At 69.3% G+C, this 22,867-nt stretch carries 21 protein-coding genes and 1 pseudogene; 7 read left to right on the top strand and 15 right to left on the bottom strand.

Translation table 11 applies throughout. The features are described from left to right. Nucleotides 1-59 precede the first annotated feature (59 nt). Both HV742_RS15085 and HV742_RS15080 read right to left on the bottom strand, forming a co-directional pair. Nucleotides 60-791, bottom strand: a complete 732-nt coding sequence (locus HV742_RS15085) for a 16S rRNA (uracil(1498)-N(3))-methyltransferase (RefSeq protein WP_059272389.1) — start codon at nucleotides 789-791, stop codon at nucleotides 60-62. A 104-nt stretch (nucleotides 792-895) separates the two neighbouring features. Then, entirely contained in the window at nucleotides 896-1,369 is a 474-nt protein-coding gene (locus HV742_RS15080) for a hypothetical protein (protein ID WP_054428537.1), read from the bottom strand. 260 nt (nucleotides 1,370-1,629) lie between these two features. Between HV742_RS15080 and tkt the strand changes: the two genes are divergently transcribed. The 3 genes from tkt (at nucleotide 1,630) to HV742_RS15065 (ending at nucleotide 5,984) form a co-directional block, all read left to right on the top strand. Then, entirely contained in the window at nucleotides 1,630-3,666 is a 2,037-nt protein-coding gene (gene tkt, locus HV742_RS15075; RefSeq protein ID WP_054501005.1) for a transketolase, read from the top strand. A gap of 15 nt (nucleotides 3,667-3,681) precedes the next feature. Next, nucleotides 3,682-4,692, top strand: coding sequence for a type I glyceraldehyde-3-phosphate dehydrogenase (gene gap / locus HV742_RS15070; RefSeq protein ID WP_049075573.1), 1,011 nt, complete (start codon nucleotides 3,682-3,684; stop codon nucleotides 4,690-4,692). Between the two features lie 98 nt (nucleotides 4,693-4,790). Next, nucleotides 4,791-5,984: a phosphoglycerate kinase gene (locus HV742_RS15065; protein WP_175145828.1), complete on the top strand. Its 1,194-nt coding sequence runs from the start codon at nucleotides 4,791-4,793 to the stop codon at nucleotides 5,982-5,984. Between the two features lie 170 nt (nucleotides 5,985-6,154). Here HV742_RS15065 and HV742_RS15060 read toward each other — a convergent pair whose 3' ends face one another. Further along, on the bottom strand, nucleotides 6,155-7,135 hold the full coding sequence (locus HV742_RS15060) for a Bug family tripartite tricarboxylate transporter substrate binding protein (protein WP_049075569.1): 981 nt from the start codon (nucleotides 7,133-7,135) through the stop codon (nucleotides 6,155-6,157). 305 nt (nucleotides 7,136-7,440) lie between these two features. Here HV742_RS15060 and HV742_RS15055 point away from each other — a divergent pair, with 305 nt between their 5' ends. Then, nucleotides 7,441-9,132 (top strand): SulP family inorganic anion transporter, encoded by a 1,692-nt coding sequence (locus HV742_RS15055; RefSeq protein WP_080977469.1) that lies wholly within the window; start codon nucleotides 7,441-7,443, stop codon nucleotides 9,130-9,132. Nucleotides 9,133-9,235: 103 nt separating this feature from the next. Here HV742_RS15055 and fabI read toward each other — a convergent pair whose 3' ends face one another. The 8 genes and pseudogenes from fabI to HV742_RS15015 form a co-directional block, all read right to left on the bottom strand. After that, nucleotides 9,236-10,009, bottom strand: a complete 774-nt coding sequence (gene fabI, locus HV742_RS15050; RefSeq protein ID WP_049075567.1) for an enoyl-ACP reductase FabI — start codon at nucleotides 10,007-10,009, stop codon at nucleotides 9,236-9,238. Next, nucleotides 10,006-11,190 carry an acetate/propionate family kinase gene (locus HV742_RS15045; RefSeq protein ID WP_175145827.1) on the bottom strand — a complete coding sequence of 395 codons (1,185 nt, stop codon included), beginning with the start codon at nucleotides 11,188-11,190 and terminating at the stop codon, nucleotides 10,006-10,008. Before HV742_RS15045 ends, fabI begins: the two co-directional genes overlap by 4 nt. Nucleotides 11,191-11,267: 77 nt before the next feature. Beyond that, nucleotides 11,268-12,218: pseudogene (locus HV742_RS15040) on the bottom strand (phosphate acetyltransferase); the annotation flags it as partial. Further along, the gene (locus tag HV742_RS15035) at nucleotides 12,209-14,689 is read right to left on the bottom strand and encodes a DUF3141 domain-containing protein (RefSeq protein WP_175145826.1); all 2,481 of its coding nucleotides are present in this window, start codon (nucleotides 14,687-14,689) and stop codon (nucleotides 12,209-12,211) included. The gene HV742_RS15035 and the pseudogene HV742_RS15040, both read right to left, overlap by 10 nt. A gap of 186 nt (nucleotides 14,690-14,875) precedes the next feature. Continuing rightward, complete coding sequence (locus HV742_RS15030; protein ID WP_063585260.1) at nucleotides 14,876-15,277, bottom strand: VOC family protein; 402 nt, start codon at nucleotides 15,275-15,277, stop codon at nucleotides 14,876-14,878. Nucleotides 15,278-15,297: 20 nt separating this feature from the next. Next, nucleotides 15,298-15,933, bottom strand: a complete 636-nt coding sequence (gene yfcF / locus HV742_RS15025) for a glutathione transferase (protein WP_175145825.1) — start codon at nucleotides 15,931-15,933, stop codon at nucleotides 15,298-15,300. 172 nt (nucleotides 15,934-16,105) lie between these two features. Further along, nucleotides 16,106-16,435 (bottom strand): DHCW motif cupin fold protein, encoded by a 330-nt coding sequence (locus tag HV742_RS15020; RefSeq protein WP_175145824.1) that lies wholly within the window; start codon nucleotides 16,433-16,435, stop codon nucleotides 16,106-16,108. Between the two features lie 62 nt (nucleotides 16,436-16,497). After that, the gene (locus HV742_RS15015) at nucleotides 16,498-16,983 is read right to left on the bottom strand and encodes a GNAT family N-acetyltransferase (protein ID WP_049078014.1); all 486 of its coding nucleotides are present in this window, start codon (nucleotides 16,981-16,983) and stop codon (nucleotides 16,498-16,500) included. Between the two features lie 189 nt (nucleotides 16,984-17,172). Here HV742_RS15015 and HV742_RS15010 point away from each other — a divergent pair, with 189 nt between their 5' ends. The 3 genes from HV742_RS15010 (at nucleotide 17,173) to HV742_RS15000 (ending at nucleotide 19,147) form a co-directional block, all read left to right on the top strand. After that, nucleotides 17,173-18,120: a DnaJ C-terminal domain-containing protein gene (locus HV742_RS15010; protein WP_049078012.1), complete on the top strand. Its 948-nt coding sequence runs from the start codon at nucleotides 17,173-17,175 to the stop codon at nucleotides 18,118-18,120. Between the two features lie 2 nt (nucleotides 18,121-18,122). Next, nucleotides 18,123-18,437 (top strand): chaperone modulator CbpM, encoded by a 315-nt coding sequence (locus HV742_RS15005; RefSeq protein WP_049075556.1) that lies wholly within the window; start codon nucleotides 18,123-18,125, stop codon nucleotides 18,435-18,437. A gap of 95 nt (nucleotides 18,438-18,532) precedes the next feature. Beyond that, entirely contained in the window at nucleotides 18,533-19,147 is a 615-nt protein-coding gene (locus HV742_RS15000) for a glutathione S-transferase family protein (protein ID WP_175145823.1), read from the top strand. Here the strand turns inward: HV742_RS15000 and HV742_RS14995 are convergent, their stop codons facing one another. From HV742_RS14995 to HV742_RS14985, 4 genes are all read right to left on the bottom strand, one after another. Then, nucleotides 19,148-19,795: a DsbA family protein gene (locus HV742_RS14995; protein WP_049075552.1), complete on the bottom strand. Its 648-nt coding sequence runs from the start codon at nucleotides 19,793-19,795 to the stop codon at nucleotides 19,148-19,150. It lies immediately after the preceding gene. 98 nt (nucleotides 19,796-19,893) lie between these two features. Beyond that, the gene (locus HV742_RS14990; RefSeq protein ID WP_049075550.1) at nucleotides 19,894-21,369 is read right to left on the bottom strand and encodes an inorganic phosphate transporter; all 1,476 of its coding nucleotides are present in this window, start codon (nucleotides 21,367-21,369) and stop codon (nucleotides 19,894-19,896) included. Nucleotides 21,370-21,512: 143 nt separating this feature from the next. After that, nucleotides 21,513-21,638 carry a hypothetical protein gene (locus HV742_RS32455; RefSeq protein WP_020926707.1) on the bottom strand — a complete coding sequence of 42 codons (126 nt, stop codon included), beginning with the start codon at nucleotides 21,636-21,638 and terminating at the stop codon, nucleotides 21,513-21,515. Between the two features lie 37 nt (nucleotides 21,639-21,675). Further along, nucleotides 21,676-22,800, bottom strand: coding sequence for a D-alanyl-lipoteichoic acid biosynthesis protein DltD (locus HV742_RS14985; protein ID WP_049075549.1), 1,125 nt, complete (start codon nucleotides 22,798-22,800; stop codon nucleotides 21,676-21,678). Between the last annotated feature and the right edge of the window lie 67 nt (nucleotides 22,801-22,867).

Genomic DNA, 22,867 nt, shown 5'->3' with positions numbered 1-22,867 from the left:
GCGCTTGCGCCGCCGGCCCGTGGGTCATCTGCCTGTCATGTCCCGGGGCGGGACGCCGATCACCAGCCGAGCAAGGCGCCGGCCGCTGAAATCAACGCCAATCCCGCCGTTTCCGTGCGCAGCACGCGCGGGCCGAACCTGACGGCCTGGACGCCCGCCTCGCGCGCCTGCGCCAGTTCCTTTTCCGACCAGCCCCCTTCGGGGCCGACCAGCAGCGTCAACGATTGCAGGTTCGGCGTGGCGCCGAGCCGGCCGGCCAGGTCGGCATCGGCGTCCGGATGACACAGCAGGCGCAGGCCGTCGGCCGGGAGGGCCAGCCAGTCGGCCAGCGTCACGGGGGCGTCGACCGCCATCAGCCGGTTGCGGCCGCACTGTTCGGCGGCCGACTGCGCGATACGCTGCCAGTGGGCCACCCGCTTTTCCAGCCGCGGGCCGGCCAGTTGCAGCACGCTGCGCTGCGCGGCGATGGGACAGACCCGGGCGGCGCCCAGCTCCACGGCTTTTTCCACCACCCAGTCCATCTTGTCGCCGGCGGGCAGGCCCTGTACCAGGGTGATGCGGCCGGCCAGCTCGGCTTCGCGCGGATCGAACGCGCCCAGCTGGGCGAAGCCGGCCTTGCCCTCGATTTCCAGCACCGCCGGGTATTCGCCGCCCTGGCCGTTGAACAGTGCCAGGGTTTCCCCCGCGCGCAGCCGCAGCACCCGGATGGCGTGGTGCGCCAGGGCCTCCGGCAGGGCGATGCGGGCGCCGGGGGACAGGGGAGCGTCGCAGAAGAAGCGAGGTGCGGACATGGATGTTGCGGTGGCGGACGGAAAGCGGACATTGGGGCCGGGCGGAGACCCGGGGCGCGGCCCGGGCGGCGCCCCGGCGGTTCAGGGCCTGGTTCGTCGCCGGGTCACCTGAGCGCGTAGCCTACCACCTTGATGCCCCAGTCGATCAGGGTGGGGGCGCTGGACGCCAGTTGCAGCGTCAGCAGGGTCAGGAAGCCGACCGTCATTTTCTTGTCCAGGCGCAGGAGGTCGTGGCGCACCTCGGCCAGGTCTTCGTGGGTGGCGAAGCGCTTGAGTTCCTCGCGGGTGGGCAGTTGCGCGACGACTTCGACGAGTCTGTCGAATTGGTCCTGGGCGGCGCGCCTGGCGATGTCGCGTTCGAGTTCAGCCCTTTCGCGGGCGTAGTCGACGCGTGACAGGGCATAGGCGTGGAGTTCGGCGCGGGCCTCGTCCTGCGAGCGCTTGAGCAGATCGGCCTCGCCCTGCAGGCGGGCTTGTTCCAGCGCCTGCGCCACCGCGATGGCGCGTTCCTCGCCGAGCGCGTTGCGCAGGGCCAGGATGCCGGCGGCGGGAATGGTGAAGCTCAACATGGCAATCATGATACGGATTCCGATATAGGGCTGTGCCAGGCCATCATGAATCTCGGACCGCCCCGCCGCAATTGTGGCAACTACGCCATGACATGGCTGTCTCCCCCCTGGGGCTACCGCGATTCCGCCGCAGGCCATCGTCCATCTGGCGGACCCCGCCACCCGCCATCGGCCCGGCCATCCCCAGGTGTTAAAATCGTCTGCTTCGCAACCTACTCAACTGGCCCCCATTTCCTGCGTGGGCGCGCCAGCCTCAAAGAGCCTTCCGAATGAGCAATCCGACCGCCCCTAAACTTGCCTTGGCGGATGCCATCCGCGCCCTCGCGATGGATGCCGTGCAACAAGCGAACTCCGGGCACCCGGGCGCTCCCATGGGCATGGCGGAAATCGCCCAGGCCCTCTGGATCGGCAACCTGCGCCACAACCCCAAGGATCCCGCCTGGGCCAACCGCGACCGCTTCGTGCTGTCCAACGGCCACGGCTCGATGCTGATCTACGCGCTGCTGCACCTGACCGGCTACGACCTGCCGATCGAAGAACTGAAGAACTTCCGCCAACTGCATTCCAAGACGCCGGGCCACCCCGAAGTGGGCATCACCCCGGGCGTGGAAACCACCACCGGCCCGCTGGGCCAGGGTCTGGGCAATGCCGTCGGCATGGCGCTGGCCGAAGCGCTGCTGGCCGCCGAGTTCAACAAGCCCGGCCACACCATCGTCGACCACCACACCTACGCCTTCACCGGCGACGGCTGCCTGATGGAAGGCATCTCGCACGAAGTGTGCTCGCTGGCCGGCACGCTCAAGCTGTCCAAGCTGGTGGTGCTGTATGACGACAACGGCATCTCGATCGACGGCCACGTCGAGCACTGGTTCGCCGACGACACCGCCAAGCGCTTCGAGGGCTACGGCTGGAACGTCATCCGCGGCATCGACGGCCACGACGCCGCCGCCGTGGACGCTGCCATCAAGGCCGCCCGCGCGCAATCGGAAAAGCCCACGCTGATCGTCTGCCGCACCGTCATCGGCAAGGGTTCGCCCAACATGGCCGGCACCCACAACGTGCACGGCGCCCCGCTGGGCAAGGACGAGATCGCCGCCACCCGCGCCGCGCTGGGCTGGTCGGCCGAGCCGTTCCAGATCCCGCAGGACGTCTACGACGGCTGGGACGGCCGCAAGACCGGCGCCGCCGCGCAGGCCGAATGGCAGTCGGCGTTCGACGCCTACGCCGCCGAATTCCCGGCCGAGGCCGCCGAGTTCACGCGCCGCATGAAGGGCGAGCTGCCCGCCGGCTACGCCGACCAATTCAAGGCGTTCCTGAACGCCACGCTGGAAAAGGCCGAAACCGTCGCCACCCGCAAGGCCTCGCAGTTCGCGATCACGGCGCTGGCCGCCGCGCTGCCGGAAATGCTGGGCGGCTCGGCCGACCTGACCGGCTCCAATTTCACCGACTGGAAGGGCGTGGGCGCGGTGCGCGCCGGCGACAAGGGCATCCAGTTCGGCCGGCACATCAACTATGGCGTGCGCGAATTCGGCATGGCCGCCATCATGAACGGCGTGGCCCTGCATGGCGGCTACCTGCCGTTCGGCGGCACCTTCCTGACGTTCTCCGACTACTCGCGCAACGCCATCCGCATGGCCGCGCTGATGAAGCAGCGCGTGGTGCACGTGTTCACGCACGACTCCATCGGCCTGGGCGAAGACGGCCCGACCCACCAGTCGATCGAACACGCCGCCAGCCTGCGCCTGATCCCCAACCTGTCGCTCTGGCGTCCCTGCGACACGGCCGAAACCGCCGTGGCCTGGAACGCCGCCGTGACGCGCCCGGCCAGCATCGGCATGGACGTGCATGACGGCGGCCCGACGGCGCTGTTGCTGTCGCGCCAGAACCTGCCGTTCGTGCAACGCGACGCCGCCACCGTGGACGCCATCGCCCGCGGCGGCTACGTGCTGCGCGACGCCGACGGCGCCCGCGCCGTGATCATCGCCACCGGTTCCGAAGTCGCCATCGCCCTGGACGCGCAAGCCCAGCTGGCCAAGGAAGGCATCGCGGTGCGCGTGGTGTCCATGCCGAGCACCGACGTGTTCGACAAGCAGGACGCCGCCTGGAAGCAATCGGTGCTGCCCAAGGGGCTGCCGCGCGTGGCCGTCGAGGCCGGCGTGACCGCCTTCTGGCACAAGTACGTGGGCCTGGAAGGCGCCGTGGTCGGCATCGACCGCTACGGCGAATCGGCCCCGGCGGGTGCGCTGTTCAAGTTCTTCGGGCTGACCGCCGACAAGGTGGCCGAGACCGTCAAGCAAGTTCTGTAAAAAAGGAGCCTAGTCATGACCATTCGCGTCGCCATCAACGGTTACGGTCGCATCGGCCGCAACATCCTGCGTGCCCACTATGAAGGTGGCAAGAAGCACGATATCGAAATCGTCGCCATCAACGACCTGGGCGATCCCAAGACCAACGCCCACCTGACCCGCTACGACACCGCCCACGGCAAGTTCCCGGGCACCGTCGAAGTCGACGGCGAGTACATGGTCGTCAACGGCGACAAGATCCGCGTGCTGGCCAACCGCAACCCGGCCGAACTGCCGTGGGGCGAGCTGAAGGTCGACGTGGTGCTGGAATGCACGGGCTTTTTCACCACCAAGGAAAAGGCCGGCGCGCACATCAAGGGCGGCGCCAAGAAGGTCATCATCTCGGCCCCGGGCGGCAAGGACGTTGACGCCACCGTCGTCTACGGCGTCAACCACGGCGTGCTGAAGTCGACCGACACCGTCATCTCGAACGCGTCGTGCACCACCAACTGCCTGGCCCCGCTGGTCAAGCCGCTGAACGACAAGCTGGGCCTGGAAAACGGCCTGATGACCACCGTCCACGCCTACACCAACGACCAGGTCCTGACCGACGTCTACCACGAAGACCTGCGCCGCGCCCGTTCGGCCACCATGAGCATGATCCCGACCAAGACCGGCGCCGCCGCCGCGGTCGGCCTGGTGCTGCCGGAGCTGAACGGCAAGCTGGACGGCTACGCCATCCGCGTCCCGACCATCAACGTGTCGATCGTCGACCTGTCCTTCGTGGCCAAGCGCGACACCACCGTCGAGGAAGTGAACAGCATCCTGAAGGCCGCCTCGGAAGGCGAGCTCAAGGGCATCCTGGACTACAACACCGAACCCCTGGTCTCGGTGGACTACAACCACAACCCGGCCTCCAGCACCGTTGACGCGTCGCTGACCAAGGTCTCGGGCCGCCTGGTCAAGGTTTCGTCCTGGTACGACAACGAGTGGGGCTTCTCGAACCGCATGCTCGACACCACCGTCGCGCTGATGTCGGCCAAGTAAGCATCGCTGTCGAACCGAAGGGGACGAACAGGTTTTCCGCCACGGCGGAAAGCGGGTTCGTCCCCTTCGTTCGCCAACTCTAGGAGACGCAAAGCATTATGTCCAAGGTCAATACCCTGTCCGCGCTGGCCAAGGCCGGCGCCCTGTCCGGCAAGCGCGTGTTCATCCGCGCCGATCTGAACGTGCCGTTCGATGACGCCGGCCGCATTTCCGAAGACACCCGCATCCGCGCCTCGGTGCCCGGCATCCGCCTGGCGCTGGACGCTGGCGCCGCGGTGATGGTCACCTCGCACCTGGGCCGCCCGAAAGAGGGCGTGCTGACCGAGGCCGATTCGCTGGCCAAGGTCGGCCAGCGCCTGTCCGAGCTGTTGGGCATGCCCGTGCCGCTGATGCGCGACTGGGTCGACGGCGTCAAGGTCGAGCCGGGCCTGGTGGTGCTGCTGGAAAACTGCCGCGTCAACGTCGGCGAGAAAAAAGACGACGAGGCGCTGTCGCGCAAGATGGCGGCGCTGTGCGACGTCTACGTCAATGACGCCTTCGGCACGGCGCATCGCGCCGAGGCCACCACGCACGGCATCGCGCGCTTCGCGCCGGTGGCCTGCGCCGGTCCGCTGCTGGAGGCCGAGCTGGACGCGCTGGGCCGCGCGCTGCACGAGCCGAAGCGTCCGCTGGTGGCGATCGTCGGCGGCTCCAAGGTGTCGACCAAGCTGTCGATCCTGCAATCGCTGGCCGACAAGGTCGACCAGCTGGTGGTGGGCGGCGGCATCGCCAACACCTTCATGCTGGCCGCCGGGCTGCCGATCGGCAAGTCGCTGGCCGAGCCGGACCAGGTGGAGCAGGCGCGCGCCGTGATCGAGCTGATGAAGCAGCGCGGCGCGGATGTGCCGATCCCGGTGGACGTGGTGTGCGCCAAGGCGTTCGGCGCGGACGCCGAGGCCACCGTGAAGGCGGCCGATGAAGTCGCCGCCGACGACATGATCCTGGACATCGGTCCGCAGACCGCGCAGCAATTGGCCGAGATCCTCAAGCAGGCCGGCACCATCGTCTGGAACGGTCCGGTCGGCGTGTTCGAGTTCGACCAGTTCGCCAACGGCACCAAGGTGGTGGCGCAGGCGATCGCGGATTCCGAGGGCTTCTCGATCGCGGGCGGCGGCGACACGCTGGCCGCGATCGCCAAGTACGGCATCGGCGAGCAGGTCGGCTACATCTCGACTGGCGGCGGCGCGTTCCTGGAGTTCCTGGAAGGAAAGACCCTGCCGGCGGTGGCCGTGCTGCAAGAGCGGGCCAAGTAGTCTTTCCGCCCGCACGAGGAAAAGCCGCTCCTTTTGGAGCGGCTTTTTTCGTGGACCCGGGCTCATACTGGCTGCCGTCGCCCGGAGGGACATGGGTCGATGGGGCGTACGGATCGCCACGGCCATGAAATGCGGCCGCCGTGTTGCGCAGCGGCGCGGTCGGGTGGCGCTTATTCCATCTTCGCGCCCGACAGTTTCACGATGCCGGCGTAGCGATCGATCTCGGCGCGCATGAACGCGCCGAACTCGGCGGGCGTCTGGCCGGCGGGGACGATGGCGCCCATGGATTCCATGCGCTGGCGCATGGCGGGGTCGGCGGTGATGGCGTTGATGTCGCGGTTCAGGCGCGCGACGACGTCATCGGGCGTGCCGGCGGGGGCGACGATGCCGTACCAGGCCGAGGCATACATGTCGCTGACACCAGCTTCGGCGAAGGTGGGCACGTTCGGCAGGGCGGGCAGGCGCTGGCGCGAGGCGACCGCGAGGGCGCGCAGGGCGCCGGCCTGGACCTGGGCCAGCGAGCCGGTGTCGATCATCATGTCGACCTGGCCCGCGAGCAGGTCGGAGACCGCGGGACCGCTGCCCTTGTACGGAATGTGCAGGATGTCGACGCCGGTGCGGGCCTTGAACATGGCGCCGGCCAGGTGCTGCGACGATCCCACGCCACCCGAACCGTAGTTGAGCTTGCCGGGCGCGGCCTTGGCGGCGTCCACCAGCTGCCGCACGGACTGGTAGGGCGACTGCTTGGGCACTTCGAGGATGTTGGGGATCTCGGCGACGAAGGCCACCGGCGTGAAATCCTTGACCGGATCGAAGCCCAGGCGCGCGTACAGGTGCGGGTTGGCGGCGTTGGTCGAACTGGTGGCGACCAGCAGGGTGTAGCCATCGGGTTTCTCGCGCACGAACGCGGCGGTGCCGATGTTGCCGCCGGCGCCGGCCTTGTTGTCGACGATGACGGTCTGGCCCAGGCGTTCGGTCAGGCGCTGGGCCAGCATCCGGCCCAAGGCGTCGGTGGCGCCCCCGGGAGGCCACGGCACCACCAGCTTGATGGGGCGTTCAGGGTAGGCCTGGGCGTGCGACAGGGCGGGAACGGCGGCGAACGCGGCCAGGGCGAGCGCGCTCGCGGCGCGGCGCAGGAAGGCGTGGGGCATGGAGTCTCCTGATGCGCGGTCCGGCGAGCGGCCGCGCTGTTGTCCGAGGGCCGCGCGGGCGGCTTCGGGGCGGCTGGGGGCCGCGTTTGTTGTGTCCAGCACTCTACGCAATCCCTTCCTTGATAAAAAGGGATAAATATTTAAGGAATTTCATTCCTTTTTGGAATGATGGTCCGAGTCCAGGCACGGCGGCACAGCGGCACCGTTTGATTTACCCGCGGTTTCAGGAACGTAGACTGGTGTAGGCTTGGCGCTCGTCCGCGCCGCGGTTTCCTTCCCCCTTTGTTCCTCTGCCCCGCAGTCCCATGAATCTACGATTTCTCCCTGGCCTGAACAATTTCCGGGGCATCACCCGGGAGTCCGCCGGCCGCGACATCGCCGCGGGCCTGAGCGTGGCCGCGGTGGCGCTGCCGGTGGGACTGGCCTACGCCGCGATGATGGGCGTGCCGCCCGTGGCGGGGCTGTGGGCGGCCATCGCGGGCATGCTGGGGTACGCGCTGTTCGGGTCGTCGCGCACGCTGATCGTGGGGCCGGACACGGCCACCTGCACCCTGATCGCGGCCACCCTGACGGGCATGGCGCTGACCACGCCCGAAGACCGCCTGGCGGCGGCGACCAGCATCGCGCTGACGGTCGGGGCGGGCTGCCTGATTGCGCGGGTGCTGCGCCTGGGCGTGCTGGCCAACCTGCTGTCGCGGCCGGTGCTGATCGGCTACATGGCGGGCGTGGCGGTGACGCTGGCGCTGTCGCAACTGAGCGGCCTGACCGGCGTGGGCCTGCGCAACAGCGGGTTGGTGCATCCGTTCCTGGAGCTGTCGCGGCGCGTGTCGGAAATCCGCATTCCGACGTTGTGCCTGGGGCTGGCGTCGTGCCTGCTGCTGGTGGCGATCAAGCGCTGGCGGCCGACCTGGCCCGGGCCGATCATGCTGGTGGTGGGCGCCTGTCTGCTGTCGTGGCTGTTCGATTTTCCCAGCCTTGGCATCGCGGTGGTGGGCGAGGTGCCGGCGGGCCTGCCGGCGCTGCGGCTGCCGGTGCGGCTCGACGGCGTGGACAACATCCTGCTGGGCGCGGCGGGCGTGCTGGTGGTGAGTTTTTCCAGCGGCATCGTGACCGCGCGCAGCTTCGCCGCGCGCACCGGCGAACACGTCGATCCGAACCGGGAACTGGTCGGCTTCGGCGCGGCCAACGTGGCGGCCGGACTGTTCCAGGGCTTCGTGGTGACGGGGGCCGATTCGCGCACGGCGGTGGGCCTGGCCGCGGGCGGCTCGTCGCCATTGGTGGGCGTGAGCGCGGCGGTGGCGCTGGCCGTCGTGGTGGGCCTGCTGAGCGCGCCGCTCTATTGGCTGCCGCAGGCGGTGCTATCGGCGATCCTGCTGCTGGCGGCCGCCAGCCTGTTCGACGGCCAGGCCTTCATGCGGCTGGCGCGCATTTCACGCATCGAGCTGGCCTTCGGCATCCTGGCGGCCGTCGGCGTGGTGGGTTTCGGCGTGCTGCAGGGCGTGGCGGTGTCGGTCGGCGCCACGCTGCTGTACGCCATGTATGTTTCCGGCAACCCGCGCGATGCCCTGCTGGGCCGCCTGCCGGGCGAATCGGTGCTGGGCAAGATGCACCTGAACCCGCAGGCGCAGCCGGTGCCCGGCGCGGTGATCTGGCTGTTCGAGTCATCGGTGTGGTTCTTCAATGCGGATGCGTTCCGGCGCCGCGCGCGCGAGATCATCGAGCAGGCTGGCGACATCACCTGGTTCGTGCTTGACGCCGAGGCCATGACGCAGGCCGACGCCGACGCCATCGAAGCGTTGTACGAACTGCGGCGCGAGCTGCGCGACCGCGGCATGGTGCTGTTGGTGGCCGGCGGTCACGGGCAGTTCCGCATGGCGCTTGAGCGCTCGGGCCTGGCCGAGCGCATCGGCCGCGACAAGATCTTCCCTTCGCCGGAACAGGCGGTCGAGGCGATCGAGCGCTGGCGCCAGGGGCCGGCGCCGGCCACGCTGTCCTGACCGTCCCCGCGGGCGAGGTCGCCGCCGCGTTGGGCCGCCGCCCGCGCCGATCCGGGGGCGCCACCCGGCCTCGTCGCGCCACCGCGTGCGCCGTGGCGCGGCCTCAATCGATGATGTGATAGCCGCCGTCGATGTACAGCGTCTGCCCGGTCATGCGGCGGGCGGCGTCGGTGGCGAGCCAGGCGGTGGCCTCGCCGACGTCGTCGATGGAGACCAGGCTGCGCGCCGGCGCCTTGGCCTGGGCGCGGTCGAGCAGCGCGTCGAATTCGGCGATGCCCGAGGCCGCGCGGGTCTTGAGCGGCCCGGGTGAAATCGCATGCACGCGGATGCCCTGCGGGCCGAGTTCGGCCGCCAGGTAGCGGGTGGCCGATTCCAGCGCGGCCTTCACCGGACCCATCATGTTGTAGTGTTCGACCACCATCTGCGAGCCGTAGTAGCTCATGCAGAACAGCGCGCCCCCGCCGGGCATCAGCGGCTCTGCCAGCTTGGCCATGCGGATGAACGACCAGCACGACACATCCATGGCCGTCAGGAAGCCGGCGCGCGAGCAGTCCGTGACGCGGCCGTGCAGGTCGTCGCGCGGCGCGTAGGCGATGGAATGCAGCACGAAATCCAGGCCGCCCCATTCGGCGGCGATGCGCTCGAACACCGCCTCCAGCTCGCCCTCGCGCAGCAGGTCCAGCGGCATCAGCAGGGACGCGTCCACCTGGCGCGCCAGCGGCTCGACGTGCGGGCGGGCCTTGTCGTTCAGGTAGGTCACGGCCAGTTCCGCGCCCATGGCGCGGAACGCCTTGGCGCAGCCCCAGGCGATGGAGTCGGCGTTGGCGATGCCCGTGACCAGGCCGCGCTTGCCGGCAAGAGGGAGGGCGGCGCTCATCGTTGTTTCACCAGGGCCAGCGTGTGCTGCGCGATGATCAGTTCTTCATTGGTGCGCACCACGTACACGCCGATGCGGCTGTCGTCGCTGGAAATGCGCGGCCCGTGATGCGCATTGCGCTCGGGATCCAGCTTGATGCCGAGCCAGCCCCAATGCTCGCTGATGGCCTGGCGGATCTCGGCCGAGTTTTCGCCGACGCCAGCGGTGAAGACGATGGCGTCGATGCCGTTCATGGCGCAACCCAGGCCGATCATGCCTTCGGCCACGCGCCAGGCGAAGTACTTCAGCGCCAGCCTGGCCGACGGCGCGTCGCTGGCCAGCAGCTCGCGCATGTCGTTGCTGATGCCCGACAGGCCCTTCATGCCGCAGTCGTGGTACAGCACATGTTCAATGTCGTCGTGCGACATGCCCTGTTCCATCATCCACAGCACCACGCCGGCATCCAGCCGGCCCGGCCGCGTGCCCATCGGCAGGCCTTCGAGCGCGGTGAAGCCCATGGTGCTGTCGACGCTCTTGCCCTGGTGCATGGCGCAGGCCGACACGCCCGAACCCAGGTGCGCCCCGATGATCCTGCCCATGGCGATCTCGGGCAGCGCCTGGCGCAGCCGCTGCGCGATGTATTCGTACGACAGGCCGTGAAAGCCGTAGCGCCGCACGCCCTGCTGGTACAGATGCTCGGGCAGGGCGTAGCGGTCGGCCACGTCCGAATGGCTGCGGTGGAAGGCGGTGTCGAAGCAGGCCACCTGCGGAATCCACGGGCGCCGCTCGCGGATCACGCGGATCGGCGCCAGGTTGTTGGGCTGGTGCAGCGGCGCCAGCGGCGTGAAGGTGTCCAGTTTGGCGAGGATGGCGTCGTCGATCAGCACCGGCTCGGCCAGGTCGGGGCCGCCGTGCACCACGCGATGGCCCACCGCCAGCGGCGCGCCGCCCAGGTGGCCGCTGAGCCAGGTGCCGACCACCTCCTGGCCGTTGGGCACATCGGGCGCGTGGCTGGGCGCGATGTCGCGTTCCACCAGCGTCTGGCCGGCGGCGTCGCGCACCCGCAGGCGCGGATGGCGGGTGCCGATGCCTTCGAGCTGGCCGCCCAGGCGCGGCGCCAGTGCCTGTTTGTCGTCGATGTCGTACAGGTAGAACTTGATGCTGGAACTGCCGGCGTTGATGACGAGAATGGTGTCGGACATGGAGTCGATCGCCTCTTGATGCAAGGGACAAGGCAGGGCCGGGGCCCCGCCGCTCATTCACGGCCTGTCGGCCGGCCCTAGGCCAGCGGACGCGCCTGCTGCGTGGCCAGGTGGTGCGCGTAGATCGCCGCCACCGCGCACGACGCCAGGCGCGAGCGCGGGCTGTCGGCGCGGCTGGTCAGGATGATGGGCACGCGCGCGCCCAGCACGATGCCGGCGGCCTCGGCGTTGGCCAGGAAGGTCAGGTTCTTGGCCAGCATGTTGCCGGCTTCCAGATCGGGCACCACCAGCACCTGGGCCACGCCCGCCACCAGCGAGCGGATGCCCTTGATGCGGGCGGCATCGGGGCTGATGGCGTTGTCCAGCGCCAACGGGCCGTCCAGCACGCCGCCGGCGATCTGGCCGCGGTCGGCCATCTTGCACAGCGCGGCCGCCTCGATGGTGCTGGGGATGCTGGGCGTGACCTGCTCGACCGCCGACAGGATCGCCACGCGCGGCTCGCCCAGGCCCAGGCCGTGGTGCAGGTCGATCACGTTGCGGATGATGTCGGCCTTGGTTTCCAGGTCCGGGAAGATGTTGATGGCCGCGTCGGTGATGAACAGCGGCTCGGCGTAGGTCGGCACTTCCATGATGAACACATGGCTGATGCGGCGGCCGCTGCGCAGCCCGGTGGCGCGCGCCACCACTTCGTGCATCAGCTCGTCGGTGTGCAGGCTGCCCTTCATCAGCAGCGAGGCCTCGCCGCCGCGCACCAGCGCCACGGCGGTCTCGGCCGCGGCGTGGCTGTGCGGCGCATCGACGATGCGGGCATCGCCCAGGTTCAGCCTGTACTGCGCGGCCGTGTCGCGGATCTTGTGTTCCGGGCCCACCAGGATAGGACGCAGCAGGCCCAGGTCACGCGCTTCCAGCGCGGCCGACAGCGACGGCTCGTCGCAGGGATGGGCGATGGCGCAGGCCGCGGGCGCCAGGGTCTGGGCGCGCGCGATCAGTTTGTCGTAGTGCGTGGAGGTGGGCAGGCTCATTCCGGTTTGGCCTTGGCGGTGACGGGTTTGCGGACGCGCGCGGGCGCGGGCTTTCTGGCGGCCGTTTTTCCAGCCGCGGCAGCCTTGACGGCGGTCTGCGGCGTGGACTTGGCGGCGGCCAGGTTAGCGGGGGCGCGGCGGGGGGAAGTCGCGGGCGCCGCGTCCCCGGCCGAGGTCGCGGCAATGCGTCTGGCCGCGGCCGGCTTCCTGGCGGCAGGCTTGCCCGCGCTGGAAGGCTCCAGGCTGGCGGTCGCGGCGCGCACGGCCTTGCGCGCGGCCGGCGCCGGCTCGTGTTTCTGCGCGCGGCGCGCGGCGGCCTCGAAGATCTGCTCCATCTCGGCCAGGCTGGCGCGCGCGGCGGGGCTCAGCGGCTCGGCCGCTTCCAGCACGTGCTTCATCGCTGCCAGCGCCTCGCGGATGGCGGCCGGCGACGAGCCTTCCAGCAGCTTCGGCATCGTCTGCAGCACGGCGGCCGAGTCCAGCCGCATCATCATGGCCTGGTCGCGGGTGATGTCCTTGAATTCCTGCAGCGTCATGGCGTTGCCGGCCTCGGCGCGCATCTTGCGGATCAGCGCGAAGCTGCGCTCGTCCAGGCCGCCCTCGGCGCCGGCCACGTACAGCAGCATGCGGATGGCGGCCACGCGCAGGCCGCCTTCCTGCAGCAGCGAGCGCAGTTCGGCGGCGCGCTCTTCCATGAAGCGGCGGTGTTCCGGCGACACGCCGGGGTGGCGGCGCGGCTGGCCGTCCTTGCCGCCCAGGCCGGCCAGGTCCTGCACCAGCGGCGAGCCATAGACGCTCATGAAGGTGCGCTCGTCGGCCGAATCGCGCAGTTCCTGGAAGATGTTCAGGCTGGTCTCGACCAGCTTCGAAAACATCTCCTGGGCCAGCAGGAACGGGTTGTCGGGCGATACGGGCTGCCGATGCTCCCGCACCTGCTCGGCCACCTGCGCGATCGGCGCGATCAGCGGATTGCGGTCGGACACCAGTTCATAAGGCAGGCGCAGCGGATGCAGGCGCTGGCTCCATTCGGCCGATTGCGGCGTCACCAGGGCGCGCACCCACGGCTGCACGAAGCTGCGGTACATGCCCAGGTTGATGTCGGAGATGCGGGCCACGGCGGCAAAGCGCAGGTCGTCGTCTTCCTTGCGCTCGACGATGGCGCGCACGTCGTCCATGCGGCGCTGCTCGAACGACAGCACGTAGTTGCCGTAGGCCAGGTCGGCATTGGGCGTGTCCGGCGTCTTGTCGGTGATCTCGGCCTGGTAGATGCCGGGCGGCAGCACATCGATCATGTCGATGTTGGAGGTGAATTCCTGGTGTTCCTTGCGCGCCACGCTGCCGGACACGAAGATGCCAAGGTGGCCGATGCTCTCATGCACGGCATAGACGATGGTCTGGTCGTGCGCCAGCACCTCGGCGTCGTCCTGGTACAGGTCCGGGATCCAGCCCAGCGCCTGCGGCGGCGGGGTGATGTTGTCGCCCTTGGAGCAGAACACCACGATCGGCGAGCGGATGTTGCGCAGGTCGATGCGGATGCCGTCGGACGTGACCAGCCCGGCGGTCGACAGGCGGTTGCCGACGAACAGGTTGTCGACGATGTACTGGATTTCCGGCCCGTTCAGGAACACGTGGCCGCCCCACCATTTCTCGAAGCTGAGGTAACGGCCGGCCTCGGTGTCGACCTTGGAGTACAGGTTGTACTGCTTGGACCAGAGCGTGTTGGCGGGGTTGAGGTTCTCGAAGTTCTGCACCAGCCAGGCGCCGTCGAACTTGCCGTCGCCCAGGTCGCTGGTCAGGGCGGTGAGCCAGCTGCCGCCGAGCAGCCCGCCGGCGTAGCGCATCGGGTTCATGCCGCGCCAGCCGGCCCAGTAGGACAGCGGCGCGCCGGCGATGATGATGGGGCCGAACAGCTCGGGGCGCACGGCGGCGGTCATCATGATCTGCCAGCCGGCCTGGCAGTTGGCCACCACCACCGGCTTGCCCTCGGCGTCGGGGTGGCGCGCGATGATTTCTTCCAGGAAGTGGGCCTCGGCCTTCATCACGTCTTCGACGGTCTGGGTGGGCACGGGCTGCGGCAGGAAGGTGGCGAAGTAGCAGGGATGGCCGGCGCGCACCGCCACGCCGATCTCGCTTTCGGGCTTGAAGCCGCCGATGCCCGGTCCATGCCCGGCGCGCGGATCCACCACCAGGAAAGGGCGCTTGATCGGGTCGACCGCCACGCCTTCCGGCGGCTTGATGCGCAGCAGGCCGTAGTTGACCGGGCGCGGCAGTTCGCGGCCGTCCAGCACCAGTTCGTACTCCATGCTGAGCACGTTGGGGGCCCGCTTGGCCATGTGGTCGTGGTACTGGTTGCCGCGCTGGCGCATGACGTCGGCGTACAGCACGCCGCGCTGCCAGGCGTCCACGGCATATTCATAGGCGGCCGTCCAGGGGTTGAAGGACGGGGCGGGGACGCGATCGTTGCCGGATCCGGCCATGGCGATCTCCTATAGGGGTAGCACCCGGCAGCGGGTGCTACCGGACCGGTTCCTCAAGTGGAACCAGCTGACTTGACCCCCCCATTACACCTGAATGGATGTTGCATCGCAACATGGGGACGGTTGATGCAGGTCAAATGCCCGGGACTCACTGTCCCTTGTTGTTTGCGGGATCCGCGCCGCGTCTCACGGCGCGTCGTGGCAGACGGCTTCGATGCGATTGCCGGAGGGGTCCGACAGGAAGGCGGCGTAGTAGTGGGGATGGTAGTGCGGGCGCAATCCCGGCGCGCCCTCGTCGCGCCCGCCGTGGGCCAGGCCGGCGGCATGGAACGCGTCGACGGCGGCGCGGCTGGCGGCCTTGAAGCACCAGTGGCGGCGCGCCGGCGCCGTCGGCGAGGCCGCCGCATCGGCCTGCACGCTCAGGTAGGTATGGCCGGCATCGCCGGCGCGGCAGCGTTCGCCGTAGCCCAGCGCGTCGGCGTGGTCATAGACCTTGACCGCGCCCAGGGCGGCCATGACGGCGTCGTAGAACGGCCGGGCGCTGTCGAGCCCGGCGACGCTGATGGAGACGTGATCCAGCAATTGCATGGCCGCTCCAAGGCGAGCTGTCAGGCGCGGGCGTCCGCGTTGTGTTCCAGCCATTTGCGGACCGAGGGCCGCTGCCACTGGGTCTGGACGTAGTCGCGCAGCGGATCGGGCAGGCCGTCCTGCCACAGGCGCCGCAGCGCCACCGCCAGATCCAGGTCGGTGATGCACCAGTCGTCGAACAGGGTGGCCTGGCCCGCGCCGATCAGGGCGCCGGCCACGTGGATCAGCTTGGCCGCGGCCGCATGGCCGGCGTCGGACAGCGGTTGGCCGGCATCGCCGTAGAACACCGATTCGGTCGGCCGCTCCTGGCGCAGGGCGCCCAGGTCGCTGCGCAGCCAGGCCTGCAGTTGGCGGGCGCGGGCACGCTCGCGCGGCTCGCCCGGGTACAGCGCGGTACAGCCCGGCGCCGGATGCAGGTCTTCCAGGTACTCGGCGATGGCGGTGGATTCGGTCAGGTTGAAGTCACCGTGGGTCAGGGCCGGCACGCGCGCGGTCAAGGCGCGGCATTGGTACGGTTGCATGCGCTGTTCGCCCGCGTCCAGGTCGATCAGGCGCACCTCGAAGGGCAGTTGTTTCTCGGCCAGCGCCACATAGGCCGACATGGCGTAGGGGCTGAGGAACTGGGAATCTACGTACAGCGTAAACGGGGCGCCCAAGTGCATCTCCGGTCAGGCGGTTGGACAATGCCCCCACGCCGCGTCTTCGGCGGGCCACTCCTCGCGGGGAGCGTGTCATCGGGCGCCGTCATCCTGGGGCGGCTGGCGATGAAAATGGGGTGCGTAGCGCAAAGCGTAACGCAATTGAAATTTCGCGTGTCGCGCCGGCGCGTCAGTCGACGATGAACAGCCTGGCGCCGGGGGCGGTGGACGAGCGGTGCGGTTCGGCCTGGTCGGCCACCTGGTAGCTCATGCCCGGCGTTAGCACGAAGGTGCGGCCGTCTTCCAGCTCTGTGTGCAGCTCGCCTTCCAGGCAGAGCAGGATGTGACCCTTGCTGCACCAGTGGTCCGCCAGGTAGCCGGGCGTGTACTCGACCATGCGCACGCGCAGGTCGCCGAACTGGCGGGTGCGCCAGTAGGCCATGCCGGTGTCGCCGGGATGTTCGGTGGTTTCGACCTCGGACCAGTCGGTGGTGCCGAAGGGGATGTTGCTCATCTTCATGGTGTCTTGTTCCCTTGGGGGCGGCGCGCCCCAGCGCGCCGCGAAACGCTCGCCGGCGCGGCTCAGGCGGCCAGCTTCTTCTGCCAGAACATGGCGCGGCCGGTCTCCTCGTCCAGCGAATACCCTTCGTAGCCCAGCTTGCGATACAGGCCCTGGGCCACGGCGTTGCCCTCCAGCACTTCCAGCGTGATCTTGCAGCAGTCCAGCTGGCGGGCGCGGTCTTCCAGCGCGGCCAGCAGCTGCTTGCCCACGCCCTGGCCCTGGAACCGCGGCGACACGGCCAGGTCATGCAGGTTCACCAGCGGGCGGCAGGCGAAGGTCGAGAAGCCTTCCATATAGACGGCCACGCCCGCCACCGCGCCGTCGATCCGCGCCAGCAGGGCGCGCGCCGTCGGCCGCTTGGCCAGTTCCGCGATCAGGTTGCGCTGGGCGTGCTCGGGCAGCGGCGTGTTGCCGCCCATGGGGCCGTTGGCGTATTCGTTGAGCATGGCCAGCACCTGCTGGCCGTGTTCCGGGTTGTTGAAGTCGACGTCGATGATTTCCAGCACGATCGGTTCCTGTTCGTTGGCGATGCCTGCCCCGCCTGGCGGCGGACGCGGCAACCGTCCATTATGCGCGAAGCCGCGCGACTGACGAAACGCATTGAAAAATCGCACCGCAACCCCTATCTTCTTTCCATTCAGGGCCGAATCCGGCGCGAGCCGCCTTTGGCTGCAACCCTTACCATGGGCTGGGAAATGGAGTTCAAGGACTACTACAGCATTCTTGGTGTGGAGCGCGGCGCCTCCGAAGACGAAATCCGGCGCTCCTACCGCAAGCTCGCCCGCAAATACCACCCCGACGTCAGCAAGGAAAGCGACGCCGAGGCGCGCATGCGCGACGTCAACGAAGCCTACGACGTGCTGCGCGACAAGGAAAAGCGCGAGGCCTATGACAATCTCGCGGCCGGCGTGTCGCCGGGCGGAGGGTTCCAGCCGCCGCCGGGCTGGGATGAGGGCTTCGAGTTCCACCGCGGCCCGGCGTCGGGCGAAGAGGCCCAGTTCAGCGAGTTCTTCTCGTCGCTGTTTGGCGGCCGCGGCCGCCGCGGGCCGGCCTCGGGCCACGAGCAGGAATTCCGCGCGCGCGGCGACGACCATCACGCCGCGATCGAGGTCGACCTGGAAGACGCGCTGAAAGGCGCCACCCGCGACATCAGCCTGCGCTCCATGCAGGTCGACGACCACGGTCGCCCGCAGATGCAGACCCGCACGCTCAGCGTGCGGATTCCGCCGGGCGTGCGCGAAGGCCAGTTCATCCGCCTGGCCGGGCAGGGCATGCCGGGCTACGGCGGCGGCGAGAACGGCGACCTCTACCTGGAGGTGCGCTTCAAGCCGCATCCCCGCTACCGCGCCGAAGGCCGCGACCTGTACATGACGCTGCCGGTAGCGCCCTGGGAAGCGGCGCTGGGCGCCAAGGTCAATGCGCCGACGCCGGGCGGCACGGTCGAGGTGTCGGTGCCCGCCGGGTCCGGCAACGGCCGCAAGCTGCGGCTGCGCGGCCGCGGCATCCCGGGCGATCCGCCCGGCGACCTGTACCTGGTGCTTGAACTGGCGTTGCCGCCGGCCGACACCGAAGCGGCCAAGGAGGCCTACCGCAAGATGCAGCAAGATCTGCCGTTCAACCCGCGGCGCCACCTGGGGGTCTGATCATGAAGAAAGTCGTCATCAGCAGCGCCACCGTGGTGGGCAAGTCGCAACCGCTCAGCGCCGACGAACTGGCCCGCGCCTGCGGCGCCGAGGTCGAATGGGTCGCGCAATTGGTCGAGGTCGGCATTGTCGACGCCAGCGGTCAGCGCCCGGCCGAGTGGCGCTTCTACAGTGTCGACCTGCAGCGCGCGCTGCACGCGCGCCGCCTGGAGCGAGACTTCGGCGCCGGCCTGGACGCGGTTGCCCTGATCCTGGACCTGAGCCAGGAAGTGCGCCGCCTGAAAGCGCAACTGCGCGCGCTGGGCGCCGACGAATAGGAAACGCGCGGCGGTCGGGGACAGTGCTGGCCCCGGTGGGGCGGCCTGCGGCACAATGACCGCCAGGGCCGCGCCCCGGCCCCAGGAGACCGCCCATGCTGACCCTCTATCACGCGCCGCGCTCGCGCTCGTTCCGCATCCTCTGGCTGCTGGAAGAGCTGGGCGTGCCCTACGACACCGAGATGGTGTCGATCCGCCGCCGCGACGGTTCCGGCCACATCCCGCCCGATTACATCGACATCCACCCGCATGGCAAGGTGCCGGCGCTGGTGCACGATGGGGTGCCTGTGTTCGAGACCCCCGCCATCGCGCTCTACCTGACCGACCTGTATCCGCAGGCGGGCCTGGGCCCCGTGGTGGGCGATCCGCAGCGCGGCCCCTACCTGACCTGGCTGGCCTATTCCACCGGCGTGTTCGAGCCGGCCATGACGGAACGCGCCTTCAAGACGGCGCACCAGCAGGGCTCGATGGGATGGGGCTCGGCCGACGAGGTCGAGCAGGTCGTGACCCGCGTGCTGCAGTCGCGCGCGTATTTCCTGGGCGAGCAGTTCAGCGCCGTCGACATCGTGCTGGGCGGCGCCCTGCAGTTCATGATGCAGGTGAAGCTGATCGCCGAGAATCCGGTGTTCTCGGCCTATGCCGAACGGCTGGCGGCGCGTCCGGCGATGCACCGCGCGCTGCAGCGCGACGGCGACATCGGCGAGGCCTGATCACGTCAGGCGCTGGCGCAGGTCCGCCTGCCATTGCAACGGGCGGCCCAGGAAGCGGGCGGGTTCCAGCAGCGCAAAGACGCCGTCCCGTTCCAGCGCCAACGTCGGGAAGCCCGAGCCCCGAACCCGCGCGAGCCATTCGCGGCTCTGCGCGATGTGGCGCTCGGTGGCCGCGCCCTCGGTGGCGGCATAGGCGGCCTGGAAGGCCGCCTCGTCCAGCCCGATCTCCACCGCCAGGCGGCGCAGCTCGGCGGGATCGGCGATGCGCCGGCCTTCGATGTAATGGGCCTGCTGCAGCCGGTGCAGCAGGTCCAGGCCGCGGCCCGCCAGCGCCTGCGCGGCCAGGATGGCGGTGGTCGGCGGCGCCGAGTCGAACACCGCGCCGCTGTCGCGCAGCAGGCCGTCGAAATAGTCCGGGCCGAACACCTGGCCAGTGAGGCTGGCGATGCGTTCGTCGTGCGGCATGACGTAACGGCGCAACGCCTCGGTGACGGGCTGGCGGTTGCCGCCGGTCATCATGCCGCCGCCATGGGCCTCGATCGTCAGGCCGCTGATGCCGCGGGCGGCCTGCACCAGCGGCGCGGCGCCATAGCACCAGCCGCAGAGCGGGTCGTAGATGTAATGCAGGATGGGGGAAGGGGTAGCCATGGCGCCATCGTAGAGGCGCCTGCGCGCCGGGCATAGCCCTGCGCGGTAGCCACAGTGTTGCGCCGGCCGGGCAGATGGTCCGCCCGGCCGGACCAAGGTCAGCCGGCGATCTGCACCCCGACCCAGAACAGGCCGGCCGCCAGCAGCATCGAGGCGGGCAGGGTCAGGATCCAGGCCAGCAGGATGTTGCGCACCGTGCCGCCCTGCAGGCCGCTCTTGTTGGCGATCATGGTGCCGGCCACGCCGGACGACAGCACGTGGGTGGTGGACACCGGCAGGCTGAAGACGTTGGCCAGGCCGATGGCGCCGACCGCGGTCAGCTGCGCCGACATGCCCTGGGCGTAGGTCATGCCCTGCTTGCCGATTTTTTCGCCCACCGTCAGCACCACGCGGCGCCAGCCGACCATGGTGCCGGCGCCCAGCGCCAGGGCCACCGCCACGATCACCCAGAAGGGCGCGTACTCGGTGGTGGCGGTCAGGTCGGCGCGCAGGCGTTGCAGGTCGGTGCGCTCGCGTGCCGGCAGGCCCTCGATGCGCGCCACCTTCTTGGCGGTGTCGTCCAGGCACAGCAGGTAGCGGCGCACATCGATGCGCTTGGCGGCGGGCAGGTCGGCGTAGTTGCTGACGCCGTGCAGGTCGGCCTGCAGCGCGTCGATGGTGGGCAGGGTCAATTCCGGATCGCAACGGAAATTACGCGGCAGGTCCGAGGCGGAGCCGGCGCGCTTGAGCGCCAGGAAGTCGCCCAGCATGGCTTCGTTGCGCTGGTAGAACGCGCTCAGGTGGGTGGCGGCGTCGCGCGTGCGCTCGATCTGGTAGGTGGTGCTATTGGTGTCGAGCACGAAGTTGGCGGGCACGATGCCGATCAGCACCAGCATGATCAGGCCGATGCCTTTCTGGCCGTCGTTCGACCCGTGCACGAAGCTCACGCCCATGGCCGACAGCACCAGCACCAGGCGGTTCCAGAACGGCGGGTGCTTCTTGTTGTCGATGGCGCGGCGCTGCTCGGGCGTCTTGTGCATCTTCGACAGCGGCAGCCAGCGCTTGAGCGCCAGCAGCAGGCCGCCGGCCACCAGGAAGCCGGCCACCGGCGACACCACCAGGGAGGCGCCGATGTCGATCGCCTTGCCCCAGTTCACGCCGTCGGCCAGCGGCAGGTCGGTGATCAGCGCATTGGCCAGGCCCACGCCCAGGATCGAGCCGATCAGCGTGTGCGAGCTGGAGGCGGGGATGCCGAAATACCAGGTGCCCAGGTTCCAGGCGATGGCCGCGGCCAGCATGGCGAACACCATGGCCAGCCCGCGTCCGGTATCGACGTTGATCAGCAGTTCCACCGGCAGCAGGTGGACGATGGCGTAGGCCACGCCCACGCCGCCCAGCAGCACGCCGAGGAAGTTGAAAATGCCGGAGAGCACCACCGCCAGGTGCGGGGGCATGGCCTTGGTGTAGATGACCGTCGCAACGGCGTTCGCCGTGTCGTGAAAGCCATTGATGAATTCGAAAGCCAGGACGAACGTCAGGGCCAGTGCAAGGCTGAGGCCAACCCAGAGGTCGAGGCCATGAAAGAGGGTGGACATGGAGGCGGGGGAGGTTCCGGCGGAGGCCCAGATTATTACAGATTTGTGACATGTCCCCGGTTGCTTCAGGCAACTTTCGCCGTTCCCCGTGTCCGGCAAACCGACCGCCCGCCCCCGGCGGCCAGCGCCGCCGGCGCGGCAAGCTAGAACTTCTGGTACTGGAACTCGATTTCCAGCGGTTTGCCCAGGTTGGCCGAGGTGTCGGCCTGGATCATCATGACCGCCAGCAGGCCCAGGTAGAGCAGGCACAGCCACAGGGTTTTTCTCATCGCGCAGTGTCCTTGTTCGGGGATAGGGGAGCCGGGCTCACGGGCGAAAGACCTCGGCGATGCGCTGGTTGACCCGCAGCCAGCCCAGTTCGCCCAGGTGCTGCACGTCGCGCAGGGTGCCGATTTCGTAGGGCGCGTCGTACATGTTCATGCAGGCCATGGCGTAGCGCGCGCACAGCGCGTCGACCTGGCGCTGGATGGGGCCGAAGCGGTCCAGGTCCTTGAACACCAGCGGGTGCAGCGGCTGCATCACGAACAGCGCGTTGACACCATGGTTGCGCAGCAGCCGCATCAGCGCCTCCAGCTCGCGCAATTCGTCCTTGCCGGTCAGCGGCCGCGGCAGGAAGGCGGTCTTGCCGCCGGCCGGCACCGCCTGCAGGTACTTATCGAAGAATTCGTCGCGCACGGCGTAGCGGTTGCGCGTCATTTGCGTCTGCTCGGCCTCCTGCGCCTCGCGCGCCAGGGCGTCCCAGTCGACCACCCGGGCCGCGGCCGTCGGGCCCTCGGCTTCCGCCTCGGGCGCGGGCGCCGCATGGGCCGGCGTCCACAGGTCGACCAGCCGCTGGCGGAACACATAGGCCTGTTCGGCCGCCATCGACCACGCTACCCGGGCGTCGCCCTTGTCGCGCAGCCAGCGCGCCAGTTGTTCGCGGCCTTCGGGCTGGCGCACCAGGCGCGGCAGCAGCGGGTTGGCGTGTTCGCGGAATTCATCCGGCCCCAGGCCGCCGTCGCCATCGAACCAGCCGGGCGACACCATGACCACGACGCGCGAGGCCGGTGACAGGTCATCCGCCAGCGCCGCCAGCACCAGTTGCATGCCGAGCGACTGGAAGCCCGAATGGCCGTAGGCCATGACCGGCATGCGCAGTTCGTCGGCCAGGAAGCGGTAGGGCACGAAGCGCAGATCGGTGCTGGTCAGCTCGGACGAGCCCAGCACCACCAGGCGGTCGCCGGTGCGCAGCGCCTGGCTCAGCCGCGACAGGTTGCGGGTCTGGTCCTGCAGGGTGTTGCCGAGGTTGTGGATATAGACGCCGGTGGCCGCGGCCGGCGCCGGGCCGGTGCGCAGCGCCAGCGTATGCCAGGCGCCCCAGCCCGCGGCCAGCGCGACCGCCAGGGCCAGCGCCGCCGCCAGCGCATGCTGCCCGAGGGTGCGTGTGAACATGAGAAACCAGGAAGGCGCGGCGCGCGGGTCGGGGTGGAAGAAGAGAATGTGAGCGGATGTTAGCCAG

Source organism: Achromobacter ruhlandii (genome assembly GCF_902859695.1).
GTDB lineage: Bacteria > Pseudomonadota > Gammaproteobacteria > Burkholderiales > Burkholderiaceae_B > Achromobacter > Achromobacter ruhlandii.
Note: the sequence above shows the minus strand (reverse complement) of the source record. Positions and strands in the feature narration are given on the sequence as shown.

Excerpts from the sequence above, each read along its gene's own strand:
- HV742_RS15010 (WP_049078012.1), top strand. The coding sequence starts at position 17,173 with ATGGAGTTCAAGGACTACTACAGCATTCTTGGTGTGGAGCGCGGCGCC.
- HV742_RS15045 (WP_175145827.1), bottom strand. The coding sequence starts at position 11,190 with ATGTCCGACACCATTCTCGTCATCAACGCCGGCAGTTCCAGCATCAAG.
- HV742_RS15065 (WP_175145828.1), top strand. The coding sequence starts at position 4,791 with ATGTCCAAGGTCAATACCCTGTCCGCGCTGGCCAAGGCCGGCGCCCTG.
- HV742_RS14985 (WP_049075549.1), bottom strand. The coding sequence starts at position 22,800 with ATGTTCACACGCACCCTCGGGCAGCATGCGCTGGCGGCGGCGCTGGCC.
- HV742_RS15060 (WP_049075569.1), bottom strand. The coding sequence starts at position 7,135 with ATGCCCCACGCCTTCCTGCGCCGCGCCGCGAGCGCGCTCGCCCTGGCC.
- HV742_RS15055 (WP_080977469.1), top strand. The coding sequence starts at position 7,441 with ATGAATCTACGATTTCTCCCTGGCCTGAACAATTTCCGGGGCATCACC.
- HV742_RS14995 (WP_049075552.1), bottom strand. The coding sequence starts at position 19,795 with ATGGCTACCCCTTCCCCCATCCTGCATTACATCTACGACCCGCTCTGC.
- HV742_RS14990 (WP_049075550.1), bottom strand. The coding sequence starts at position 21,369 with ATGTCCACCCTCTTTCATGGCCTCGACCTCTGGGTTGGCCTCAGCCTT.
- gap (WP_049075573.1), top strand. The coding sequence starts at position 3,682 with ATGACCATTCGCGTCGCCATCAACGGTTACGGTCGCATCGGCCGCAAC.
- HV742_RS15020 (WP_175145824.1), bottom strand. The coding sequence starts at position 16,435 with ATGAAGATGAGCAACATCCCCTTCGGCACCACCGACTGGTCCGAGGTC.
- HV742_RS15080 (WP_054428537.1), bottom strand. The coding sequence starts at position 1,369 with ATGATTGCCATGTTGAGCTTCACCATTCCCGCCGCCGGCATCCTGGCC.
- tkt (WP_054501005.1), top strand. The coding sequence starts at position 1,630 with ATGAGCAATCCGACCGCCCCTAAACTTGCCTTGGCGGATGCCATCCGC.
- HV742_RS15030 (WP_063585260.1), bottom strand. The coding sequence starts at position 15,277 with ATGCAATTGCTGGATCACGTCTCCATCAGCGTCGCCGGGCTCGACAGC.
- HV742_RS15005 (WP_049075556.1), top strand. The coding sequence starts at position 18,123 with ATGAAGAAAGTCGTCATCAGCAGCGCCACCGTGGTGGGCAAGTCGCAA.
- HV742_RS15000 (WP_175145823.1), top strand. The coding sequence starts at position 18,533 with ATGCTGACCCTCTATCACGCGCCGCGCTCGCGCTCGTTCCGCATCCTC.
- HV742_RS32455 (WP_020926707.1), bottom strand. The coding sequence starts at position 21,638 with ATGAGAAAAACCCTGTGGCTGTGCCTGCTCTACCTGGGCCTGCTGGCG.
- HV742_RS15085 (WP_059272389.1), bottom strand. The coding sequence starts at position 791 with ATGTCCGCACCTCGCTTCTTCTGCGACGCTCCCCTGTCCCCCGGCGCC.
- HV742_RS15035 (WP_175145826.1), bottom strand. The coding sequence starts at position 14,689 with ATGGCCGGATCCGGCAACGATCGCGTCCCCGCCCCGTCCTTCAACCCC.
- fabI (WP_049075567.1), bottom strand. The coding sequence starts at position 10,009 with ATGAGCGCCGCCCTCCCTCTTGCCGGCAAGCGCGGCCTGGTCACGGGC.